Source organism: Aquamicrobium ahrensii (assembly GCF_040545755.1).
GTDB classification, from domain to species: Bacteria; Pseudomonadota; Alphaproteobacteria; order Rhizobiales; family Rhizobiaceae; genus Mesorhizobium; species Mesorhizobium ahrensii.
On sequence record NZ_JBEPMN010000002.1, the window covers coordinates 293,459 to 314,702 of the forward strand.

Here is a 21,244-nt window from a genome sequence, read left to right on the forward strand (position 1 = left end):
GGACTTCGGATGAGGGTTCTTGCGCGCTTTCGCATCTGGTGTCACGTTGTGCCCTGAGGTTCAGCAATGAACCGGCCGGTATGGGAACCGGGGCATATGTGTCAGCCCGCAGTGGTGGGCATCAAGGGAGGAACTTAAGTGAAGCAGTTCGTGTGGGCATCCATCATCGCCGGCGCCATGGCCCTTCCGGCCATGGCCGAAGATTACAAGATCATGGCTCCGGCCGCGCCCGGCGGCGGCTGGGACCAGACCGCGCGCTCCATGCAGGCGGCCTTGCAGGACGAGAAGATTTCGGGCAGCGCGCAGGTCATCAACGTGCCCGGAGCGGGAGGCACCATCGGCCTTGCCCAGTTCGTCAACCAGTCTTCCGGCGATGCTTCGCAACTCATCGTTGGCGGCTATGTCATGGTCGGTGCGATCCTGACCAACGGTTCGCCGGTCACCCTCGATCAGGTGACGCCGATCGCGCGGCTGACCGGCGAATATGAGGTGATCGTCGTGCCGGCGGCTTCCGACATCAAGGATATGGCCGGTCTCGTCGAGAAGCTGAAGGCCGATCCCGGCAGCGTATCCTGGGCCGGCGGGTCCGCCGGCGGCACCGACCACATCGCCGCGGGCCTGATCGCCAAGGCCGAGGGCGTCGACCCGACCAAGGTCAACTACATCGCCTTCTCCGGCGGCGGCGAGGCTCTGGCCGCTATTCTCGGCAATCAGGTCACCGTCGGCATTTCCGGCTATGGCGAATTCGCTTCGCAGATCGAGGCCGGCACGTTGCGCGCCATCGGCATTTCCAGCGACGAGCGTGTAGAAGGCATCGACGCGCCGACCTTCAAGGAGGGGGGCGTGGACGTCTCGATCCAGAACTGGCGCATGGTCGCTGCGGCGCCTGGCATCACCGACGAGCAGAAAGCCGCGATTCTGGCCGATATCGAGAAGATGGCCAAGTCCGATAGCTGGCAGAAGACCCTGAAGGAAAAGGGCTGGGCCGACACCTATCTGGCCGGTGACGCCTTCACCGAACAGCTCAAGGCGGACACCGAAGCGACGACGGCGATCCTTAAAGACATCGGCCTCGTTCAATGAGCGGATCCGGTTCGCGTAACACCCAGCGCCGCCCCGACCGGGCGGCGCTGGGCATAGCCGCTGCTCTCGCCGCCGTCGCCGTCATCATCGCATGGAGCACATTGCAGGCCGGCGGCGTGGCCAGCTATTCGCCGGTCGGACCCAAGACCTTTCCCTACATCATTGCCGGCGGTCTCTTCATCCTGTCGATCCTGACCGCCGTAGAGGCTGCGCGCGGCCACTTTCCCCAGCGGGAGACGCAGGATTTCCCGCCCATGCTGTGGGTGCTCGCCGGTCTGGTGGCGCAGATGCTGACTATGAAGACCATCGGTTTCTCCCTTTCAACCGGCCTGTTGTTCGCCGCCACCGCGCGCGCGTTCGGCAAGCGGGAGTTTTGGAAAACCTTCCCCGTTGGCGTGGTCTTTGCGCTGCTGGTGTGGCTGATGTTCGCTAAGGGCCTGCAACTCACATTGCCTGCCGGTCTACTTGAGCGGCTGTTCTGACGGAGGCCCGGAATGGATACCTTCAGCCTGCTCGCACAGGGCCTGGTGGTGGCCATGGAGCCGTCCAACCTGCTCTATGCGCTGATCGGCGTCACGCTCGGAACGGCGGTTGGCGTGCTGCCCGGAATCGGCCCGGCGCTGACGGTCGCGCTGCTGCTGCCCGTCACCTACAAGCTCGATCCGGCCGGCTCGCTGATCATGTTCGCCGGCATCTACTATGGCGGCATGTATGGCGGTTCAACCACCTCGATCCTGCTCAACACGCCGGGTGAAAGCGCCTCGATCGTTACGGCTCTTGAAGGCAACAAGATGGCCAAGTCCGGCAGGGCGGGGCCGGCGCTTGCAACGGCCGCCATCGGCTCTTTCGTCGCCGGCCTGATAGCGACGCTCGGCCTGGCCTTCATCGCCCCTTCGGTGGTGAAGTTTGCACTCTCCTTCGGCCCTTCCGAATATTTCGCGCTGATGCTGCTGGCCTTCATGACCGTTTCGGCCGCCTTTGGCGAATCGACGCTGCGCGGCATCACCTCGCTGTTCGTCGGTCTCGCGCTGGGTCTGATCGGTATCGACCAGTTGACCGGACAGGCGCGGCTGACCTTTGGCATGCCCAACCTCTTCGACGGTATTTCCGTCACCACGCTGGCGGTGGCGTTGTTCGCCATCGGCGAGACTTTCACCGTCGTCGCCCAGCGCGCCACCGGCGAGGACAAGGTGGAGACGGTGAAGGGCTCGGTGATGATGAGCCGCGAGGACTGGCGCCGCTCATGGATACCGTGGCTGCGCGGCACCGCCATCGGCTTCCCGATCGGGGCCATGCCCGCGGGCGGCGCCGATGTGTCGAGCTTCCTGTCCTATTCGGCGGAGAAGAATTTTTCGAAGCATCCGGAGGAGTTCGGCACGGGCGCCATCGAAGGCGTGGCCGGACCGGAGGCCGCCAACAACGCGTCCGCCGCCGGCACGCTGGTGCCGTTGCTGACGCTGGGTCTGCCGACGACGGCCACGGCGGCCATCATGCTGGCCGGCTTCCAGCAATTTGGTCTCCAGCCCGGACCGCTGCTGTTCGCCACCAACGCGACGCTGGTGTGGGGTCTGATCGCCAGCCTGCTGGTCGCCAACTTCATGCTGCTGGTGCTCAACCTGCCGCTGATCGGCCTGTGGGTGAAGCTGCTGTCGATCCCCAAGCCATGGCTCTACGCCGGCATTCTGGTGTTTGCGACGCTCGGCACCATCGGGGCGGACGGCTCGACCTTCTTCCTCGGTCCGGCGCCGGTGTCGTTCGGCCTGCTTCTGCTGATGCTGTTCGGCGTGCTGGGCTACGGGCTGCGCCGTTTCGGCTATCCGATCGCGCCGGTCGTCGTCGGCCTCATCCTCGGGCCGATGGCCGAGAAGAGCCTGCGCCAGGCGTTGCAGATCAGCCAGGGCGACCCGATGGCGCTGTTCCATTCGTGGATCGCCATCCTGTTGTGGGGGCTTGCGATCTTGGCTGTGGTGCTGCCGCTTTACCTGCGCGCCAGAGGCAAGGGCAGGATGCTTGCCCAATTCGCAACCGACGAAGATTGAGTCGGCAGGAATGGAAAAAACAAAAGGGCGTCCTTGAGGGCGCCCTTGGTCTTTCCAGTCAGTGTCCGGCCCAGTCAGTGTCCGGCATCGTCGTCAGTTGAAGCGGATTTTGCCGAACTGCTTCGGGTCGATGCCCAGCTTGCGAAGATGGCGAGCTTCGGGGGTGACGCCACGCTCCACCGCGTTCGCGGCGGCGACGGCGCTGCCCATCATGTCGAGGAAGGCGCCGATTCGGTTGAACGGCTTGTAACGGGTCATTGTCTTTCCTTTACTGCTGCGCCGAATATCGTTTTGTGCGGTGCAACATAGATATAGGAACCATGTGCCCGTTTCTCCAGAGCAGGAAGCGCATGCGTGCCCTGCGCCAGCCGCACAGCTCGCCAAATTGCGGATGGCTGGCGCATGCTATTGAACCATCCGCGCACTTCGTCTATATACGACGCAAATTCTTGGTCGGTATGACGAAGAGTGGGTCCAACCGGTCCCGCTCTTTTTTGTTAGCTACCGGCCTTCGGATCAGGAAGCACATGACGTCAAGCGAAGTTTCCGGCGACGATAGTCCCGATCGCGAAAGCGGTGATGACCGTATTATCCGCGAAAGCGGCCTTGAGGCGCGTATAGCCGCAATCATCCTGCCGGTGCTGCGTGGCATCGGCTTCCGGCTGGTGCGCATACGGCTCTCCGGCCAGAACGGATTGACGCTCCAGATCATGGCCGAACGCAATGACGGCTCCATGACCGTCGAGGATTGCGAGGAAGTGAGCCGCGCCGTCTCGCCGGCGCTCGATGTGGAAGACCCCATCGAAAAGGCGTATCATCTCGAAGTGTCGTCGCCGGGCATCGACCGGCCGCTGGTGCGCAGGGGCGATTTCGCCACGTGGCTGGGCCATCTGGTGAAGATCGAGACCTCGACGCTCGTCGCCGAGCGCAAGCGCTTCAAGGGCCGGATCACCGAGGTGGACGACGAGGGCATTCTGGTGCTGCGCGATGTGCCCGCCTATGGCGAGGAGCCATCGGTGCGTGTGCCGTTCGATACGATTGCCGAGGCGCATCTGATCCTTACGGACGACCTCATCCGCGATGCCCTGTCGAAGGACAACCGCGCCCGCAAGGAAGCGAAGAAGCGTCAAGACGAAACCGACGAGGCGTTTGAAGACGGCGCCGAAGACGGAAACGAACACGAAGCGAATTGAACCGTCGCGATGAAGCGGCCCGGTTCAGGGAGAAAGACATGGTTGTAAGCGCAAACAGGCTCGAACTGCTGCAGATCGCCGATGCGGTCGCGCGCGAGAAGTCGATTGACAAGCAGATCGTCATTGACGCCATGGCCGACGCCATCCAGAAGGCGGCGCGTTCGCGCTACGGTCTGGAAACCAACATCCGCGCCGACATCAACCCGCAGACGGGCGAGATGAAGCTCCAGCGTCTGATGGAGGTCGTCGAAACGGTGGAAGACTACGCCACGCAGATCGCTCTGGTCACGGCCCGCGAACGCAACCCTGACGCCCAGATCGGTGACTTCATCGCCGAGCAGCTTCCGCCCATGGATTTCGGCCGCATCGCCGCCCAGTCGGCCAAGCAGGTGATCGTCCAGAAGGTGCGCGAGGCCGAGCGCGACCGCCAGTACGACGAATACAAGGATCGCATCGGCGAGATCGTCAACGGAACCGTCAAGCGCGTCGAATATGGCAACGTCATCGTCGATCTCGGCCGTGGCGAGGGCATCATCCGCCGCGACGAGCTGATACCGCGCGAAATCTACAAATATGGCGACCGTGTGCGCGCCTATGTCTATGATGTGCGCCGCGAGCAGCGCGGCCCGCAGATCTTCTTGTCGCGCACCCATCCGCAGTTCATGGCGAAGCTTTTCACCATGGAAGTGCCGGAGATCTACGACGGCATCATCGAGGTCAAGTCGGTGGCCCGTGATCCGGGCTCGCGCGCCAAGATCGCGGTCATTTCCCGCGATTCCTCCATCGATCCGGTCGGCGCCTGCGTCGGCATGCGCGGCAGCCGCGTTCAGGCGGTGGTCGGCGAGCTTCAGGGCGAGAAGATCGACATCATCCCGTGGTCGCCTTCGGCCGCCTCCTTCATCGTCAACGCCTTGCAGCCGGCCGAGGTCGCCAAGGTGGTTCTGGACGAGGATGCCGAGCGCATCGAGGTTGTGGTGCCCGACGACCAGCTTTCGCTGGCCATCGGCCGTCGCGGCCAGAACGTGCGTCTGGCCTCGCAGCTCACCGGCTGGGACATCGACATCCTGACCGAACAGGAAGAAAGCGAGCGCCGCCAGAAGGAATTCGTGGAACGCTCCAACCTGTTCATGGAAGCGCTCGATGTCGATGAGATGGTCGGTCAGGTTCTGGCCTCGGAAGGCTTCACCAGCGTCGAGGAAGTCGCCTATGTCGACGGCGACGAGATTTCGACCATCGACGGCTTCGACGAGGAGACCGCCGCAGAGATCCAGACCCGCGCCCGCGAATATCTCGAGCGCATCGAGGCCGAGCATGATGCCAAGCGCAGGGAGCTTGGCGTCGAGGACGAGCTTCGCGAAATCCCCGGCGTGACCACCGCCATGCTGGTGACGCTCGGTGAGGACGGCGTGAAGACGGTCGAGGACTTCGCCGGCTATGCCGCCGATGATCTCGCCGGCTGGAAGGAGCGCAAGGACGGGGAGACCAAGGTCTATCCGGGCGTGCTGGCTTCCCACGGCATTTCCCATGCCGATGCCGAGCAGATGATCATGGCCGCGCGCCTCAGCGCCGGCTGGATCACCGAGGAAGAAGCCGAGGTCTCCGATGAGGCCGAGGCCGACGCCGAAGCCGAAGCGTAACGTGATGAGGATCGGGACGCCATTTGCCGGATATGAACGATCGCACCTGCATCGTCACAAGGAAGACTGCCGAAACGGATGATCTGATCCGTTTCGTCGTCGGCCCGGATTCGGTCGTCGTCCCGGACCTTAAGCGGAATCTGCCTGGCCGTGGTTGCTGGGTGAGCGCCGATCGCCTACATGTGGACCAGGCGGCGGCGAAAAATCTGTTTTCGCGCGCCTTCAAGGCCAAAGTCGAGGTGCTGCCGGAGTTCGGCGCCATGGTCGACAGGTTGCTGGCGCGATCTGCTCTGGGCATGCTTGGGCTGGCCCGGAAGGCTGGTGCGGCCGTTTTCGGAGCAACCAAGGTGGAAGACGCTGTGCGCGGCGGCGCTGCGCTGCTGGTTCTTCATGCCGAGGAAGCTGCGGAAGACGGTGTCCGCAAGATCAGTCAGGCCCGGCGCGCTACGGTGCATCTGGGCGGTCCCGCGATCCGTGCCTACAAACTTTTCCCCGAGGCCGAATTGGGTTTGGCATTGGGGGGCACAAATGTGATACATGCAGCCGTTCTCGCGTCGGACGCGGGAGCGGCGGTTCAGAAGCGCATGGTTGCGCTCGACCGTTACCGGGGCGGATCCCCGGACGATCTGGCGATGCTTGCGGCGCTCGCCGGCCAGGATGATGCCGCAGAGGATTGGGAATGAGCGATACGAAATCGGGCGACGACAAGACTTTGAGTGTGACGCCGAAGAAGACGCTGACGCTGAAGCGTCCGGGACTGGAACAGGGAACTGTGCGCCAGAACTTCTCGCATGGACGCACCAAGTCGGTCGTTGTCGAGACCAAGAAGCGCAAGTTCAACATCCCCGGTGAGAAGCCGGAGCCGTCCGTGTTCGCTCCGAAGCCGCCGGCGCCTGCACCGGCTGCGCCCGCGCCGGCTGCTCCTGCTGCCCCCGCCGTTCGCGAAGCGCCGAAGGTTGCGCCGCCGCCCGCGCCGCAGCCCGCCGAGCGCCTGGTGCTGAACGCGCTTTCGCGCGACGAGATGGACGCCCGCCGCCGCGCGCTCGAGGATGCGAAGTCGCGTGAGGTCGAGGAGCGTGCCCGCGCTGCCGAAGACGCGCGCCGCCGCGCCGAGGAAGACGAACGCCGCAAGCGCGAGCGTGAGGATTCCGCGCGCCGCCAGGCCGAGGAGGAGGCCCGTCTTCAGGCCGAGGCCGAATCCCGCCGTCGCGCCGAGGAAGAGGCCCGCCGCCGCGCGCCCGCCGCGGCCGAAGAAGTTGAGGAAGGGGCCAAGCCCGTCAGGCGCGCCGCTGGCGCCGCCGCTCCGGCCGTGCCGCCGCGCCGCATCGCGACGCCGGAAGTGGCCCGCCCGGTCAAGGCCAAGGGCGACGACGATCGCCGTCGCGGCAAGCTGACGCTGACCAGCGCATTGTCCTCCGAAGACGGCGATTCCCGCTCGCGCTCGCTTTCGGCGATGCGCCGGCGCCAGGAAAAGTTCAAGCGGGCCATGTATCAGGAGCCCCGCGAGAAGGTCATGCGTGAAGTAACCCTGCCGGAAACCATCACCATCCAGGAACTGGCGCAGCGCATGTCCGAACGCGCTGTGGACGTGGTGAAATTCTTCATGAAGCAAGGCCAGATGATGAAGCCGGGCGACGTCATCGACGCCGATACGGCTGAACTGGTCGCGACGGAATTCGGCCACACCGTCAAGCGCGTGGCGGATTCCGACATCGAGGAAGGCCTGTTCAACATCGCCGACAATCCCGATGATCTGGTGTCGCGCCCGCCGGTCGTCACCATCATGGGACACGTCGACCACGGCAAGACCTCGCTGCTCGACGCCATCCGCCATGCCAAGGTGCAGTCTGGCGAAGCCGGCGGCATCACTCAGCATATCGGCGCCTATCAGGTGGAGAAGGACGGTCAGAAGATCACCTTCATCGACACCCCCGGCCACGCCGCCTTCACCGCCATGCGCGCCCGTGGCGCGCAGGCCACCGATATCGCTATCCTGGTGGTGGCGGCCGACGACAGCGTGATGCCGCAGACGATCGAGTCGATCAGCCACGCCAAGGCGGCCAACGTGCCGATCATCGTGGCGATCAACAAGGTCGACAAGCCGACCGCCGACCCGCAGAAGGTGCGCACCCAGCTTCTCCAGCACGAGGTGTTCGTCGAATCCATGGGCGGTGAGGTTCTGGACGTCGAGGTTTCGGCCAAGACCGGAGACGGCATCGACAAGTTGCTTGAGGCGGTCCTGCTTCAGTCCGAAATTCTCGATCTGAAGTCCAATCCGGACCGTACCTCGGAAGGCGTGGTCATCGAGGCGCAACTCGACAAGGGCCGTGGCCCGGTCGCCACCGTTCTGGTGCAGACCGGTACGCTTATGCCCGGCGATATTCTGGTTGCCGGCAATGAGTGGGGCCGTGTGCGCGCGCTGGTCGACGACCGTGGCGAGCATGTGGAAGAGGCCGGCCCGTCGATGCCGGTCGAAATCCTCGGCATGCAGGGCACCCCGCGTGCCGGCGATCGCTTCGCTGTTGTGAACAACGAGGCCCGCGCCCGCGAGATTACCGAATATCGCCAGCGCAAGGCGCGCGACAAGGCGGCCGCCAGGCACGCCGGCCAGCGCGGTTCGCTGGAGCAGATGATGTCGCAGATGCAGACCAGCAACCTCAGGGAGTTTCCGCTGGTCATCAAGGGCGACGTGTCCGGTTCGGTCGAAGCGATCAATGTCGCGCTGGACGAGCTTGGCACCGATGAGGTGCGCGTGCGCCTCGTTCATTCGGCTGCCGGCGGCATCACCGAAACCGACGTGTCGCTGGCCGAGACTTCCGGCGCCGTCATCATCGGCTTCAACGTGCGCGCCAATACGCAGGCGCGTCAGGCGGCCGAAGCCGCGGGGATCGAGATCCGTTACTACAACGTGATCTACAACCTGATCGACGACATCAAGGATGCGATGTCGGGCATGCTCTCGCCCGAGCGCCGCGAGACCTTCCTCGGTAACGCCGAGATCCTCGAAGTGTTCAACATCACCAAGGTGGGCAAGATCGCGGGCTGCCGCGTCACCGAGGGCAGGGTGGAGCGTGGTGCGGGCGTGCGCCTGATCCGCGACAACGTCGTCATCCACGAGGGCACCCTGAAGACGCTGAAGCGCTTCAAGGACGAGGTCTCCGAGGTTCCGGTGGGTCAGGAATGCGGTATGGCGTTCCAGAACTACGAGAACATTCAGGCCGGCGACGTCATCGAGTGCTTCCGCGTCGAGATGGTGGCCCGCAAGCTGTAATCCGCCATCAGGCGACTTTGCGAGTGGCGGCCGGCATGGCCGCCATTCTTTTTGCATTCGGGCGAGGTGCGGTCCAATTCCCGCCCCCGCGTGTTCGGGATTGAAGACATGTCCAATACAGGCAAAGGCCCATCGCAGCGCATGCTGCGCGTCGGCGAACAGGTGCGCCACGCACTGGCGGAAATGCTCCAGCGCGGCGAAGTTCGCGACGATCTCATCGAGATGACGGTTATCTCGGTTTCCGAGGTGCGCATGTCGCCCGATCTCAAGATCGCGACTGCTTTCGTCGCCCCGCTCGGCGCGAAGGACGACGCTGCTGTCATCGCGGCGCTCAACAGGCATGCGCGCTTCATTCGCGGGCGCATGTCGCCGGCGCTGAGACAGATGAAATACATGCCGGAATTCCGCTTCCGGCTCGACACCAGTTACGACAATTTCCAGAAGATCAACGAGCTGCTCCATTCGCCGGAGGTGGCGCGCGATCTCGGTCAAGAGGACGAGGACAAGGAATAGTGGCGCGCCGAGGCAAGAAGAAGGGCCGGCCGGTTTCCGGCTGGGTGGTGCTCGACAAGCCGGTGGGGCTTGGCTCGACCGAGGCGGTGTCCAAGATCAAGTGGCTGTTTCATGCGGAAAAGGCCGGTCATGCCGGCACGCTCGATCCACTGGCGTCCGGCATGCTGCCGATCGCGCTGGGCGAGGCCACCAAGACGGTGCCCTACGTGCAGGATGGCGCGAAAGTCTATCGCTTCACCGTCGCCTGGGGCGAGGAACGCTCCACGGACGATCTTGAAGGCCCGGTGACGAAGACCTCCGAAAAGCGCCCGTCGGAAGACGAGGTGCGCGCGTTGCTGCCCAAATATACCGGTGTCATCCTTCAGATCCCGCCGCAGTTCTCGGCCATCAAGATCGCCGGTGAGCGTGCTTACGACATCGCCCGCGAGGGCGCGACGGTGGATATTCCGCCGCGCGAAGTCGAGATTGCGCGCCTTGATATCGTCTCGCATGAGGCCGACAAGACCGTGTTCGAGATCGAGTGCGGCAAGGGCACCTATGTGCGCAGCATCGCGCGCGACATGGGCCGCGATCTCGGTTGTTTCGGCCATATCGCCGAATTGCGCCGCACCGAGGTCTATCCCTTCACGCCGGATGATTTCGTCACGCTGGAGGAGTTGGAAGCGGCCGTCCCGCCGCCGCCCGCCGAGGGCGAGGAGCGGATGCCGGGCGATCGTTTCGCCGCGCTCGACGACTTGCTCGTGGAAACGTTGGCCGCGCTGGAAAGCCTGCCTCAGGTCGCTGTCGGCGACGACGCCGCCAACCGCATACGGCTTGGAAACCCCGTCGTCATCCGGGGCCGTGACGCACCTGTGGAAGCCGATGAGGCCTGCATCACGGCGCGTGGCAGGCTGGTCGCGATCGGCGCGATCGAGCAGGGCATGTTTAAGCCCAAGCGCGTCTTCACGTGCTGAGCCGTTCTTGAACTGACCGCCCAGACGGGTAAGGTTGCCGCATTTCCTGCGGCGGCCCGGAGCGGACATGGCGAAGACAGGCAAGGCGCGGCATCGGCGGCGCAAGCGGCGCACTCCGGTCGGCGCGGCCCCCGGCACGCTGATCGCCGATCCGGCCGCCAGCGCGACAAATCTTTGCCTCACTCTGATCGCCCCGGACAAGCGCCGCAGCATTCGGAACGCCAAAATCGCGGATATCGCCGCCAGCCGCGGTGACTGGCCGGTAATCTGGATCGACTGTTCGGGGCTGGCGGATGTCGCCACCATCGGCGAGATCGGCAGGATGTTCGGCCTGCATCCGCTGGCGGTGGAAGACGTGGTCAATTCCGACCAGCGGCCCAAGGCGGAGTTTTTCGACGATCACGCCTTCGTTGCGCTGCGCATGGTGGATGACGCCGCATTGCAGCGCTATGAGCAGATTTCCGTGTTCTTCGGAGAGAAATTCGTCATCACCTTTCAGGAGCGCGAGGGTGATCCATTCGACCCCGTACGCCGGCGTCTCGCCGCCGAAGGGCCGAACCGCCTGCGCGCGCGACAGGCCGACTATCTCGCCTATGCGTTGATCGACGCCGTGGTGGACAGCTATTTCGCCCCGATCGAGCTCATCAGCGACGAGATCGAAAAGATCGAGGAAGACATGCTGGGCGGGGCTCAGAAAGGGCTGATGCAGGAAATGCACGTCCTACGCAGGGAAATTACGGTTCTGAAAGGGGTTCTGTGGCCATTGCGCGACGCGCTGGCGGCGCTGATCCGCAATGACGACCCGTTCGTGACGCGCGAGACCAAGGTCTTTCTCAACGACACGCTCGACCATGCCATGCGCCTCATAGAACTGGTGGAGACGCAGCGCGACACGTTGACAGGGCTGATCGAGATGCATCTTTCGCTGACGCAGGCCCGAACCAACGAAGTGATCTCGCTGCTGACCATCGTCTCGACCATATTCATTCCGCTCACCTTTCTGGTCGGCGTATGGGGAATGAACTTCGACCCGGACTTTTCGCCCTGGAACATGCCGGAACTGCGGGCCTACTATGGCTACCCGGCGGCGCTCCTGTTCATGTTGGGCATCGCATTTGCGCTGTTCTGGTTCTTCAGGTGGAAGAAGTGGCTTTAGCCGCTATCCGCCGGGCGCAGGGCCGCCATGCCGAATCCGTGCTGGCTTTCTGCGGCCGATTGCACTATATGCGCGGCTGTATCGTGGCTTTTGCCGCGATTTGAGTGGCCTTTGCTGGACGACATCCCGGCTTCAGGCGTCCCGTTTCCTCCAGCATACAAAGGAAAAGCACGATGTCGATCACTGCCGAACGCAAGAAGGAATTGATGGCGCAGTTTGCAACTGCCGCGGGCGACACCGGTTCGCCCGAGGTGCAGGTCGCCATCCTCACCGAGCGTATCAAGAACCTGACCGAGCACTTCAAGGGCCACAAGAAGGACAATCATTCCCGCCGTGGTCTTCTTGCGCTCGTATCGCAGCGCCGCAGCCTCCTTGACTATCTCAAGGGCAAGAACGAAGCGCGCTACCAGACGCTTATCGAGAAGCTCGAACTGCGTCGTTAAACATTTGACCGGCGGGTATCGCAAGACACCCGCCGGTCGCGCATCCGGGCTGCATAGCGGCCCGCAGGTTCCGTGGCGAAGAGGGTCGCCGGAACCGCTCCGTGGACGGTCATGGGGCAGGATTGCAGGATGCTCGCACCGGCGTTGTGCCGGATTTCGCCGAGCTTCCCGTTGTCTTGCCCGTGGCTGCCCCAAAGAAGCCAGCAGGTTTGGACCGCGTTGCAGAAGGCGACGGCGGTCCGGCGCATATGAAGGACAAGACATGTTCAATAAGCACAAAGTGGAAATCGAATGGGGCGGTCGCCCGCTCATTCTGGAAACCGGCAAGATCGCCCGTCAGGCCGATGGCGCGGTTCTCGCCACCTATGGCGAGACCATGGTTCTCGCCACCGTCGTTTCGGCCAAGGAGCCGAAGCCGGGCTTCGATTTCTTCCCCCTGACCGTCAATTATCAGGAAAAGACCTACGCCGCCGGCAAGATCCCCGGCGGGTATTTCAAGCGTGAGGGCCGCCCGAGCGAGAAGGAGACGCTGGTTTCGCGCCTCATCGACCGCCCGATCCGCCCGCTTTTCGCCGATGGCTACAAGAACGACACGCAGGTTGTCGTCACCGTCGTCCAGCACGATCTCGAGAACGATCCGGACATTCTGGCGATCGTCGCCACCTCGGCGGCGCTGACGCTTTCCGGCGTGCCTTTCATGGGCCCGATCGGCGGTGCGCGCGTCGGCTACATCAACGGCGAATATGTGCTGAACCCGCACATTGACGAGATGCCGGAATCGAAGCTCGATCTGGTAGTCGCCGGTACTTCCGAGGCCGTTCTGATGGTCGAATCGGAAGCGCAGGAACTGCCCGAGGATGTGATGCTCGGCGCCGTCGTGTTCGGCCAGAAGGGCTTCCAGCCGGTCATCGACGCGATCATCAAGCTGGCCGAGGTCGCCGCCAAGGAGCCGCGCGAGCACAAGGTTGATGATCTTTCCGCGCTGGAGAAGGAAATCCTCGCCATTGCCGAGGCCGATCTGCGCGACGCCTACAAGATCACCGACAAGCAGGCCCGCTACGCCGCCGTCGACGCCGCCAAGGCCAAGGTCAAGGCTGCCTTCACGCCGGCCGAGGGCGAGGAAGCCAAGTGGTCCTCCGAGCAGGTCGCCACGACGTTCAAGGAACTCCAGGCCAAGATCGTGCGCTGGAACATTCTCGACACCGGCTCGCGCATCGACGGGCGTGACCTGAAGACGGTCCGCCAGATCGTTTCGGAAGTCGGCATCCTGCCGCGTACGCACGGTTCGGCGCTGTTCACGCGCGGTGAGACGCAGGCCATCGTCGTGGCCACGCTCGGCACCGGCGAGGACGAGCAGTATGTCGACGCGCTGACCGGCATGTACAAGGAGACCTTCCTCCTTCACTACAACTTCCCGCCCTATTCCGTGGGTGAGACGGGCCGCATGGGCTCGCCGGGCCGCCGCGAAATCGGCCACGGCAAGCTCGCCTGGCGCGCCATCCGTCCGATGCTGCCTTCTTCCGAGCAGTTCCCCTACACGCTGCGCGTCGTCTCCGAGATCACGGAGTCCAACGGCTCGTCCTCGATGGCGACTGTTTGCGGCACCTCGCTGGCGCTGATGGATGCCGGCGTGCCGCTCCAGAAGCCGGTCGCCGGCATCGCCATGGGTCTCATCAAGGAAGGCGAGCGCTTCGCGGTGCTCTCCGATATTCTTGGCGACGAGGATCACCTCGGCGACATGGACTTCAAGGTGGCCGGCACGGCCAACGGCATCACCTCGCTGCAGATGGACATCAAGATCGACGGCATCACCGAGGAGATCATGCAGGTCGCGCTCGGTCAGGCCCGGGACGGCCGACTGCATATTCTCGGCGAAATGGGCAAGGCCATTTCCGAGAGCCGCGGCCAGCTCGGCGAGTTCGCGCCGCGCATCGAGGTCATGACCATCCCGACCGACAAGATCCGCGACGTGATCGGTTCCGGCGGCAAGGTCATCCGCGAGATCGTGGAGAAGACCGGCGCCAAGATCAACATCGAGGACGACGGCACCGTGAAGATTGCTTCGTCGAGCGCCAAGGAGATCGAGGCGGCCAAGAAGTGGATCCACACCATCGTGGCCGAGCCGGAAGTGGGCGAAATCTATGAAGGCACGGTGGTCAAGACCGCCGACTTCGGCGCCTTCGTCAATTTCTTCGGCCCGCGCGACGGTCTTGTTCACATCTCGCAGCTGTCCGACCAGCGCGTCGCCAAGACCACCGATGTGGTCAAGGAGGGCGACAAGGTCTGGGTCAAGCTGATGGGCTTCGATGAGCGTGGCAAGGTGCGCCTGTCCATGAAGGTGGTCGATCAGGCCACCGGCAAGGAGCTCGCCAGGGAAAAGAAGGCTGAAGGCGAAGACGCCTGATCCTTTTCTGAAGCTGGAAGATCGAGCGGGCGCGCCGAAAGGCGCGCCCGTTTCCGTTTGAGCTATGTTGTCAGGGCGAGCCTGCCGGAGGTCAGTTCGAGATGGCGCTCGATGTTCAGCGCGTTCAAAAACGCCTCGTCATGGCTGACGACGAGCAGCGCCCCGTCATAGGCTCGCAAGCCCGCCTCGATGGCCGCGATGGAATCGAGGTCGAGATGGTTGGTGGGCTCGTCCAGAATGAGCAGGGGAGGCGGTCGTGCGCCACCGAGCACACAGGCAAGGGCTGCGCGCAACAGCTCCCCGCCGCTCAGCGCCGACACCTGTTGAAGCGCCGCATCTGCGCGGAACCTGAACCGGGCGAGCGCCGCCCGGCAGGCGTTCTCGTTGGCTTTCGGATTGAGCTTGCGGAAATTGTCGCGCACCGAAAGGTTCGGGTCCAGAAGGCTGGCGCGCTGGTCGAGCATCGCCATGTCCGTAGCCACATGCACCGTTCCGGAAAAGGGCGCGAGACGCCCGGCGATCACTTCCAGCAAGGTCGTCTTGCCGGAACCGTTCGGACCGGTGACAGCGATGCGCTCCGGCCCCGTGACCGTCAGGGACAAATTGCAAAGCACCGGCCGACCGGCCTCGTAGCGTGCGCTGATGTGGTCGAGCCGCAGCACCGTCTTGCCAGCGGCAAGGCCGGCGGAAGGCAGCGAGACGGACAGCTTTTGCAGCACCTCGATGCGTTTGCGCGCTGTCGAAACCGCTTCGCGGGCCTCGGCCTGCCGGGCGTCGGCAAGGCGCGTTGAAGCCCCGCCGCTGTTTTCGGCGCGTTCCTTCATGCCTCCGATGAGAATGCGCGGCATGTCGCCTTTGGCCGCCTTCCTGCGGCCGCCGCTGTCCTTGCGGGCCTTGCGTTCCGCCGCGGTCTGCGCCGCGCGGGCGACTTCCACCGATTTCTTCTCGGCGACGTCCAGGTCATGCCGGGCAGCCGCCAGTTCCAGTGCCTTGCGCTCCTGATAATGCCTCCAGTCGCCGCCGTAGCGGGTCGCGCCGAGCGAAGTCAGTTCGACGATCTCGTCCATGAAGCCGAGCAATTCACGATCATGGCTGACCACCAGCGCCCCCTTGAGCCAGCCGGCGAGCATCTCGCAAAGCGCCTTTCGGCCATCCCGGTCGAGATTGTTGGTGGGCTCGTCCATCAGCAGGAAATCGGCGTCCGAGAAGAGAAGCGCCGCAAGCCCTGCGCGGGTTCGCTGTCCGCCGGAAAGCGCGGCGAGGGGCGCGTCCGGCCCGGCGTCCAGCCCCATTCTGGCAAGGCTCCAGCGTCCAGTCGATGTCGGCCAGTTCCTCGACCGTCGCCTCGCCCGCGCTTGCGCTCCGGATCAGGGCAAGTCGGGTGCGGACGCCGAACAGGTCGGCGATGGTGGCGGCAGGGTCCACCTGAACGGCCTGGTCGAATACGGCAATGGCGCCGTTGACCGAGACGGAGCCGGTCTGGAGCGGCAACCTGCCGGAAATGATGTGGAGAAGGGTGCTCTTGCCGACGCCGTTGCGGCCGATCAGGCCTGTGCGGCCGGGACCGAAGGCAAGATCGAGATTTGAGAAAAGCCGGCGGCCGTCAGGCGTGGAAAAGCCGAGATTGGAACAGACGATCGAAGCGGGCATGCGTGAAGATTTCCCTGATGACAAAGCGGGTTTGCGTTGCAGTCAGAGAGAAATCGTTCACCGGCGCCTCCAGTCTGGGAAATGGAAGCCTATAGCTAGGGTTTTGCGGGCTTCTATGCAAGTCTGCGGGTCGAAAACGCGTTGCGACGCTGAAAGACGCTGGACGAGCGGCGAAATTGGTCTATCAGCCGCATATGGCTTCCGATTTCCTCAAAACCCTGTTCTATCCGTTCGAATCCGGCGCGCTGGATGCGCCCGGCGCAGGCAGCCATGTGCTGTTTCTGGGAGCCGAGCCGGGTTTCCGGCTGCCCCAAGGTTTTGAAGCCCATCTGCATTGTGTGCAGGCTTTCCGCCCGCATTTTAAAGCTCTTCAATCTGCGGGGAGAACAGTCACCCCGCAGGCGGAAGGCGAGGGTTACGCCATGGCGCTGGTGCTGGCAGGCCGCCATCGCGGGCAGAATGAATTGTGGATCGCCGAGGCGCTTGAGCGCGTCGCACCCGGCGGCACGGTCATCGTCGCTGGCGGCAAGGAAGACGGCATCGCCTCGCTGCGCAAGCGCATCGATGCCCTCGTGCCGCTGGTGGATGCCCTGCCGAAATATCACGGCATCGTCTTCTGGCTGCACCGGCCCGATAACGATGGCGCTGCCGAAAAGCTGCGCGCGGATAATCCGCCGGCGCTGGTCGAGAACCGTTTCCACACCGCGCCCGGCATGTTTTCCTTCGACAGGATCGATGCCGGATCGCGCCTGTTGGGTGAAAATCTGCCTGCCGGCATTTCCGGCCATGTCGCGGATTTCTGCGCGGGCTGGGGTTTCCTGGCCGCAGGCGTCGCGAACCGCTTTTCCGACATCAAGTCGCTCGATCTCTACGAGGCTGATTTCGAGGCGCTGGAGGCGGCGCGCCGAAACGTGCCGCAGGCGTCCGGCTTTTTCTGGCAGGACCTGATCGGCGAGCCGGTCGAACGGCGCTACGACTGGATCGTCATGAACCCGCCCTTCCATCAGGGCCGCGCAGCGGAACCGGACATTGGCCGCCGGTTGATCGAGACGGCCGCGAAGGCTCTGAAGCCGGGAGGTCGCCTGGTGATGGTCGCCAACCGGCAGCTTCCCTATGAACTGGTTCTGTCGAGCGCCTTTTCGTCGTCGCAGGAAATTGCCCGCGACAACCGTTTCAAGGTGCTTCTGGCGCGCAGGTGAAAACGCCGGACGGGCAGGGCTGGTCCGGCGTTGCAAGGGAAAACAGGTGGGTGCGGTTCAGCCCTTGTCGCTGTCCATGCGCTTCAGTTCGTCCAGCGTCGGCATAGACACGATGTTGTAGCCGGAGTCCACATAGTGGATCTCGCCGGTGACGCCCGATGACAGGTCCGACAGCAGGTATAGCGCTGAATTGCCGATCTCGTCGATATTGACGGTGCGGCGCAGCGGCGCGTTGCGGCTCTGGTAATTGAACATGTAGCGGGCGTCGGAAATTCCAGCGCCCGCCAGGGTGCGGACCGGGCCGGCCGAAATGCCGTTAACACGAATGCCGCGTGGCCCGTAGTCGTTGGCGAGATAGCGCACGCTCGCCTCCAGACCGGCCTTGGCTACACCCATGACGTTGTAGTTCGGCATGACCCGCACCGAACCGGCATAAGTCAGCGTGAGCATCGAGCCCCCTTCGTTCATCAGGGCGGCGGCGTTGCGCGCCACTTCAGTGAAGGAATAGCAGGAAATCACCATGGTGCGCACGAAATTGTCGCGCGTTGTGTCGGCGTACAGGCCCTTCAGCTCGTTCTTGTCGGAAAAGCCGATGGCGTGGACGACGAAGTCGAGCCCGCCCCATTTGTCCTTCAGCGTCTCGAAGGTGGCGTTGACCGAGGCGCTGTCTTCCACGTCGCAAGGGATGAGCAGCGATGCGCCGACCTGCTCGGCCAGCGGCTTGACGCGGCGGCCGAAAGCCTCGCCCTGATAGGTGAAGGCCAGTTCAGCGCCCTGCGCGGCAAGCTGGCGCGAGATGCCCCAGGCGATGGAGTGGTCGTTGGCCACGCCCATGACAAGGCCGCGCTTGCCCTTCATCAATGAATCCATTCTGGAATCCTTTATGCGGAATAGCGCTGGAAGACCAGGGTTGCGTTAGTGCCGCCGAAGCCGAAGGAGTTGGAAAGCGCTATGTCGATCTTTGCGTCGTCGATGCGCTTGCGCACAATAGGCATGCCCTCGAAGTCGGGGTCGAGCTCGCTGATATGGGCGCTTTCGCCGATGAAGCCGCCCTGCATCTGCAGGATCGAGTAGATCGATTCCTGCACGCCGGCGGCGCCCAGAGAATGGCCGGTGAGCGACTTGGTGGAGGCGATGTTGGGCATATCCGCGCCGAACACCTCACGGATGGCCGCCATTTCCTTGGCGTCCCCGACCGGCGTGGAGGTGCCGTGCGTGTTGATGTAATCGACCTTGCCCGAAACGCCCGCAAGAGCCTGGCGCATGCAGCGCACCGCGCCTTCGCCCGATGGAGCGACCATGTCGAAGCCGTCGGAGGTCGCGCCATAGCCGACGATCTCGGCATATATCTTCGCGCCGCGCGCCTTTGCGTGCTCCAGTTCCTCAAGAACCAGCACGCCCGCGCCGCCGGCGATGACGAAACCGTCGCGGGTTGCGTCATAGGCCCGGGAAGCGGAGGCCGGCGTGTCGTTGTACTTCGAGGACATGGCGCCCATGGCGTCGAACAGGTTCGACATGCTCCACTCCAGGTCCTCATGGCCGCCGGCGAAGACCATGTCCTGCTTGCCCCACTGGATCAGTTCAGCGGCGTTGCCGATGCAGTGCGCCGAGGTCGAGCAGGCCGAGGAGATGGAATAGTTCACGCCGTGGATCTTGAACCAGGTGGCGAGGGTGGCCGAGGCGGTCGATGACATCGCCTTGGGCACCGCGAAGGGACCGATGCGCTTGGGCGAGTTGTTCTTCAGCGTGATTTCCGCGGCTTCCACGATGGTGCGTGTGGAGGGACCGCCGGAACCCATGATGATGCCAGTGCGCTCATTGGTGATGTCGCCTTCCTCAAGACCGGCGTCGGCGATCGCCTGATCCATGGCGACATGGTTCCATGCGCCGCCGCGTGACAGGAAGCGCATGGCGCGGCGGTCGACCAGTTCGGACGGGTCGAGCGTCGGTGAGCCCCATACCTGCGAGCGGAAGCCGTGTTCGGCAAAGGAATCGGAAAAGCTGATGCCGGATCTGGCGTCGCGGAGCGAAGCCGCCACTTCTTCGGCATTGTTACCGATGGAAGACACGATACCCAGGCCCGTGACAACGACGCGTCTCATGGAGTGCTCCTTCATGGCTGGCGGGATCCGGTGAAGATCAGGCCGTCGCTTCCTTGAACAGGCCGACCCGAAGATCGGTGGCCTTGTATATGGTCTCTCCATCGGCCTTCAACCAGCCGTCGGCGATGCCGAGCACCAGACGACCGCGCATCACGCGCTTGAAGTCGATGCCATATTCGACCTTCTTGACGGCCGGCGTGACCATTCCGGTGAACTTGACCTCGCCGGTGGAAAGTGCGCGACCCTTGCCGGGCTCGCCCAGCCAGCCGAGGAAGAAACCGGTGAGCTGCCACATGGCGTCGAGCCCGAGACAGCCCGGCATGACCGGGTCGCCGATGAAGTGGCACGGAAAGAACCAGAGATCACGATGGATATCGAGTTCGGCGCGGGCGAAGCCCTTGTCGAACTCGCCGCCCGTCTCGCTGATCCCGGTGATGCGATCGAACATCAGCATGGGCGGGTAGGGAAGCTGCGCATTGCCCGGGCCGAACAGTTCGCCGCGTGCGCAGGCGAGCAACTCCTGATAATCGTAGCTGGATTTCCCTGCGGCCATCAAAACGTCCCCGTCCAAGTCGAGCGGCATTCCGCCCTGTAGTTTTAGTAACACAGTCCGTTTCAGGCCGGAAACCGTGGTTTACCTTGCGAGGTGGCTCTAACGCGACCCTTTGTCCGGGTCAATGCACGCTATTGATAGAAAGGTCGCGAAAGAATATATCTGGTCCAGATATGGTTTAGCCGGATGCCCTGTTTTGCCGGGGTCGCGGCGTTCAGGACAAACAGGCTGAACCGGAAAGCAACATGATGGATGTGTACGCGACCAAGATGAGGAACGCTGTGGATAAGCGGGTTCGCGACGCCGGTCTGAGGCCGACGCGCCAGCGTGTGGCGCTGGCCGAGCTGCTGTTCGCCAAGGGCGATCGCCATTTGTCGGCGGAAGAGCTGCATGAGGAGGCGCTTGCCGCCGGCGTTCCGGTTTCTCTGGCGACCGTCTACAATTCTCTGCATCAGTTCACGGAAGCCGGGCTGCTGCGCATCCTGGCCGTTGAAGGGTCGAAAACCTATTTCGACACCAATACCTCCGATCACCATCACTTCTACATCGAAGGCGAGAACCGTATCTTCGACGTCGAAGGAGAGGCGATGACGGTGAACAATCTTCCCGAGCCGCCGGAGGGGATGGAAATCGCCAATATCGATATCGTGATCCGCCTGCGGCCCAGGCAATAATCCAGACAATTTATCGTGACGCGAGCGCTTCTGCGAATTGAGGGTGCGGCGCTGCTGGCGGCTGCCGTGGCCTTCTATGCCGTTTCAGGCGCGAACTGGTGGCTGTTCGCCATTCTCCTGCTTGCGCCGGATCTCTCCATGCTGGCCTATGCCGGCGGACCGCGCATCGGCGCGTATATCTACAATGCCTGTCATTCCACTGTCGGCGCGCTTGCCCTGCTGGCTGGGGGCTATGTCGCGGGTGCGGCGGCGCCGGTCAGCCTTGGCCTGATCTGGCTCGCCCATATCGGCATGGACAGGGCGCTGGGTTATGGCCTGAAGGAAACCTCCGCGTTCCGCGATACGCATCTTGGCCGCATCGGCAGGGACTGAAT

19 protein-coding genes and 1 pseudogene are annotated in these 21,244 nt (G+C 63.6%); 15 read left to right on the top strand and 5 right to left on the bottom strand.

Annotated features, from left to right (window positions below; translation table 11 throughout):
• The first annotated feature begins 177 nt into the window (after positions 1-177).
• Genes ABID44_RS04275 through ABID44_RS04285 form a run of 3 tightly spaced genes read left to right on the top strand, consistent with a single transcriptional unit; the run spans position 178 to position 3,122 of the window.
• Positions 178-1,083, top strand: coding sequence for a Bug family tripartite tricarboxylate transporter substrate binding protein (locus tag ABID44_RS04275; RefSeq protein WP_378226462.1), 906 nt, complete (start codon positions 178-180; stop codon positions 1,081-1,083).
• Entirely contained in the window at positions 1,080-1,565 is a 486-nt protein-coding gene (locus ABID44_RS04280; RefSeq protein ID WP_354150440.1) for a tripartite tricarboxylate transporter TctB family protein, read from the top strand. The genes ABID44_RS04275 and ABID44_RS04280 overlap by 4 nt, the downstream gene beginning before the upstream one ends.
• A gap of 12 nt (positions 1,566-1,577) precedes the next feature.
• A complete protein-coding gene (locus ABID44_RS04285; protein WP_354150441.1) occupies positions 1,578-3,122 on the top strand; it encodes a tripartite tricarboxylate transporter permease in 1,545 nt (514 codons plus the stop codon).
• A gap of 93 nt (positions 3,123-3,215) precedes the next feature.
• Here the strand turns inward: ABID44_RS04285 and ABID44_RS04290 are convergent, their stop codons facing one another.
• Positions 3,216-3,380: a hypothetical protein gene (locus ABID44_RS04290; RefSeq protein ID WP_354150442.1), complete on the bottom strand. Its 165-nt coding sequence runs from the start codon at positions 3,378-3,380 to the stop codon at positions 3,216-3,218.
• A gap of 269 nt (positions 3,381-3,649) precedes the next feature.
• Between ABID44_RS04290 and rimP the strand changes: the two genes are divergently transcribed.
• From rimP to pnp, 9 genes are all read left to right on the top strand, one after another.
• Positions 3,650-4,315, top strand: a complete 666-nt coding sequence (gene rimP, locus ABID44_RS04295) for a ribosome maturation factor RimP (protein ID WP_354150443.1) — start codon at positions 3,650-3,652, stop codon at positions 4,313-4,315.
• 38 nt (positions 4,316-4,353) lie between these two features.
• Complete coding sequence (gene nusA, locus ABID44_RS04300) at positions 4,354-5,952, top strand: transcription termination factor NusA (RefSeq protein ID WP_354150444.1); 1,599 nt, start codon at positions 4,354-4,356, stop codon at positions 5,950-5,952.
• Positions 5,953-5,984: 32 nt separating this feature from the next.
• Positions 5,985-6,635, top strand: a complete 651-nt coding sequence (locus ABID44_RS04305) for an RNA-binding protein (RefSeq protein WP_354150445.1) — start codon at positions 5,985-5,987, stop codon at positions 6,633-6,635.
• Complete coding sequence (infB, locus tag ABID44_RS04310) at positions 6,632-9,223, top strand: translation initiation factor IF-2 (RefSeq protein ID WP_354150446.1); 2,592 nt, start codon at positions 6,632-6,634, stop codon at positions 9,221-9,223. The genes ABID44_RS04305 and infB overlap by 4 nt, the downstream gene beginning before the upstream one ends.
• Before the next feature lie 108 nt (positions 9,224-9,331).
• On the top strand, positions 9,332-9,736 hold the full coding sequence (rbfA, locus tag ABID44_RS04315; protein ID WP_354150447.1) for a 30S ribosome-binding factor RbfA: 405 nt from the start codon (positions 9,332-9,334) through the stop codon (positions 9,734-9,736).
• Positions 9,736-10,689, top strand: coding sequence for a tRNA pseudouridine(55) synthase TruB (truB, locus tag ABID44_RS04320; RefSeq protein ID WP_354150448.1), 954 nt, complete (start codon positions 9,736-9,738; stop codon positions 10,687-10,689). Before rbfA ends, truB begins: the two co-directional genes overlap by 1 nt.
• A gap of 67 nt (positions 10,690-10,756) precedes the next feature.
• On the top strand, positions 10,757-11,845 hold the full coding sequence (corA, locus tag ABID44_RS04325; protein WP_354150449.1) for a magnesium/cobalt transporter CorA: 1,089 nt from the start codon (positions 10,757-10,759) through the stop codon (positions 11,843-11,845).
• Between the two features lie 173 nt (positions 11,846-12,018).
• Positions 12,019-12,288 carry a 30S ribosomal protein S15 gene (gene rpsO / locus ABID44_RS04330; protein ID WP_354150450.1) on the top strand — a complete coding sequence of 90 codons (270 nt, stop codon included), beginning with the start codon at positions 12,019-12,021 and terminating at the stop codon, positions 12,286-12,288.
• Between the two features lie 262 nt (positions 12,289-12,550).
• Positions 12,551-14,692, top strand: a complete 2,142-nt coding sequence (gene pnp, locus ABID44_RS04335; protein WP_354150451.1) for a polyribonucleotide nucleotidyltransferase — start codon at positions 12,551-12,553, stop codon at positions 14,690-14,692.
• Positions 14,693-14,754: 62 nt separating this feature from the next.
• On the opposite strand, the pseudogene ABID44_RS04340 reads toward pnp, so the two are convergent.
• Positions 14,755-16,342 (bottom strand): annotated as a pseudogene (locus ABID44_RS04340) (ABC-F family ATP-binding cassette domain-containing protein).
• Between the two features lie 194 nt (positions 16,343-16,536).
• Here ABID44_RS04340 and ABID44_RS04345 point away from each other — a divergent pair.
• A complete protein-coding gene (locus tag ABID44_RS04345) occupies positions 16,537-17,541 on the top strand; it encodes a class I SAM-dependent methyltransferase (RefSeq protein WP_354150589.1) in 1,005 nt (334 codons plus the stop codon).
• 57 nt (positions 17,542-17,598) lie between these two features.
• On the opposite strand, the gene fabI is transcribed toward ABID44_RS04345, so the two are convergent.
• The 3 genes from fabI to fabA are packed head-to-tail and all read right to left on the bottom strand — an operon-like array spanning position 17,599 to position 20,196.
• Entirely contained in the window at positions 17,599-18,411 is an 813-nt protein-coding gene (fabI, locus tag ABID44_RS04350; RefSeq protein ID WP_354150452.1) for an enoyl-ACP reductase FabI, read from the bottom strand.
• 11 nt (positions 18,412-18,422) lie between these two features.
• Complete coding sequence (gene fabB, locus ABID44_RS04355; RefSeq protein WP_354150453.1) at positions 18,423-19,643, bottom strand: beta-ketoacyl-ACP synthase I; 1,221 nt, start codon at positions 19,641-19,643, stop codon at positions 18,423-18,425.
• Positions 19,644-19,680: 37 nt separating this feature from the next.
• On the bottom strand, positions 19,681-20,196 hold the full coding sequence (fabA, locus tag ABID44_RS04360; RefSeq protein WP_354150454.1) for a 3-hydroxyacyl-[acyl-carrier-protein] dehydratase FabA: 516 nt from the start codon (positions 20,194-20,196) through the stop codon (positions 19,681-19,683).
• A 248-nt stretch (positions 20,197-20,444) separates the two neighbouring features.
• Here fabA and irrA point away from each other — a divergent pair, with 248 nt between their 5' ends.
• Positions 20,445-20,870, top strand: a complete 426-nt coding sequence (gene irrA / locus ABID44_RS04365) for an iron response transcriptional regulator IrrA (RefSeq protein WP_354150590.1) — start codon at positions 20,445-20,447, stop codon at positions 20,868-20,870.
• 15 nt (positions 20,871-20,885) lie between these two features.
• Positions 20,886-21,242 carry a DUF4260 domain-containing protein gene (locus ABID44_RS04370; RefSeq protein WP_354150455.1) on the top strand — a complete coding sequence of 119 codons (357 nt, stop codon included), beginning with the start codon at positions 20,886-20,888 and terminating at the stop codon, positions 21,240-21,242.
• Positions 21,243-21,244 lie beyond the last annotated feature (2 nt).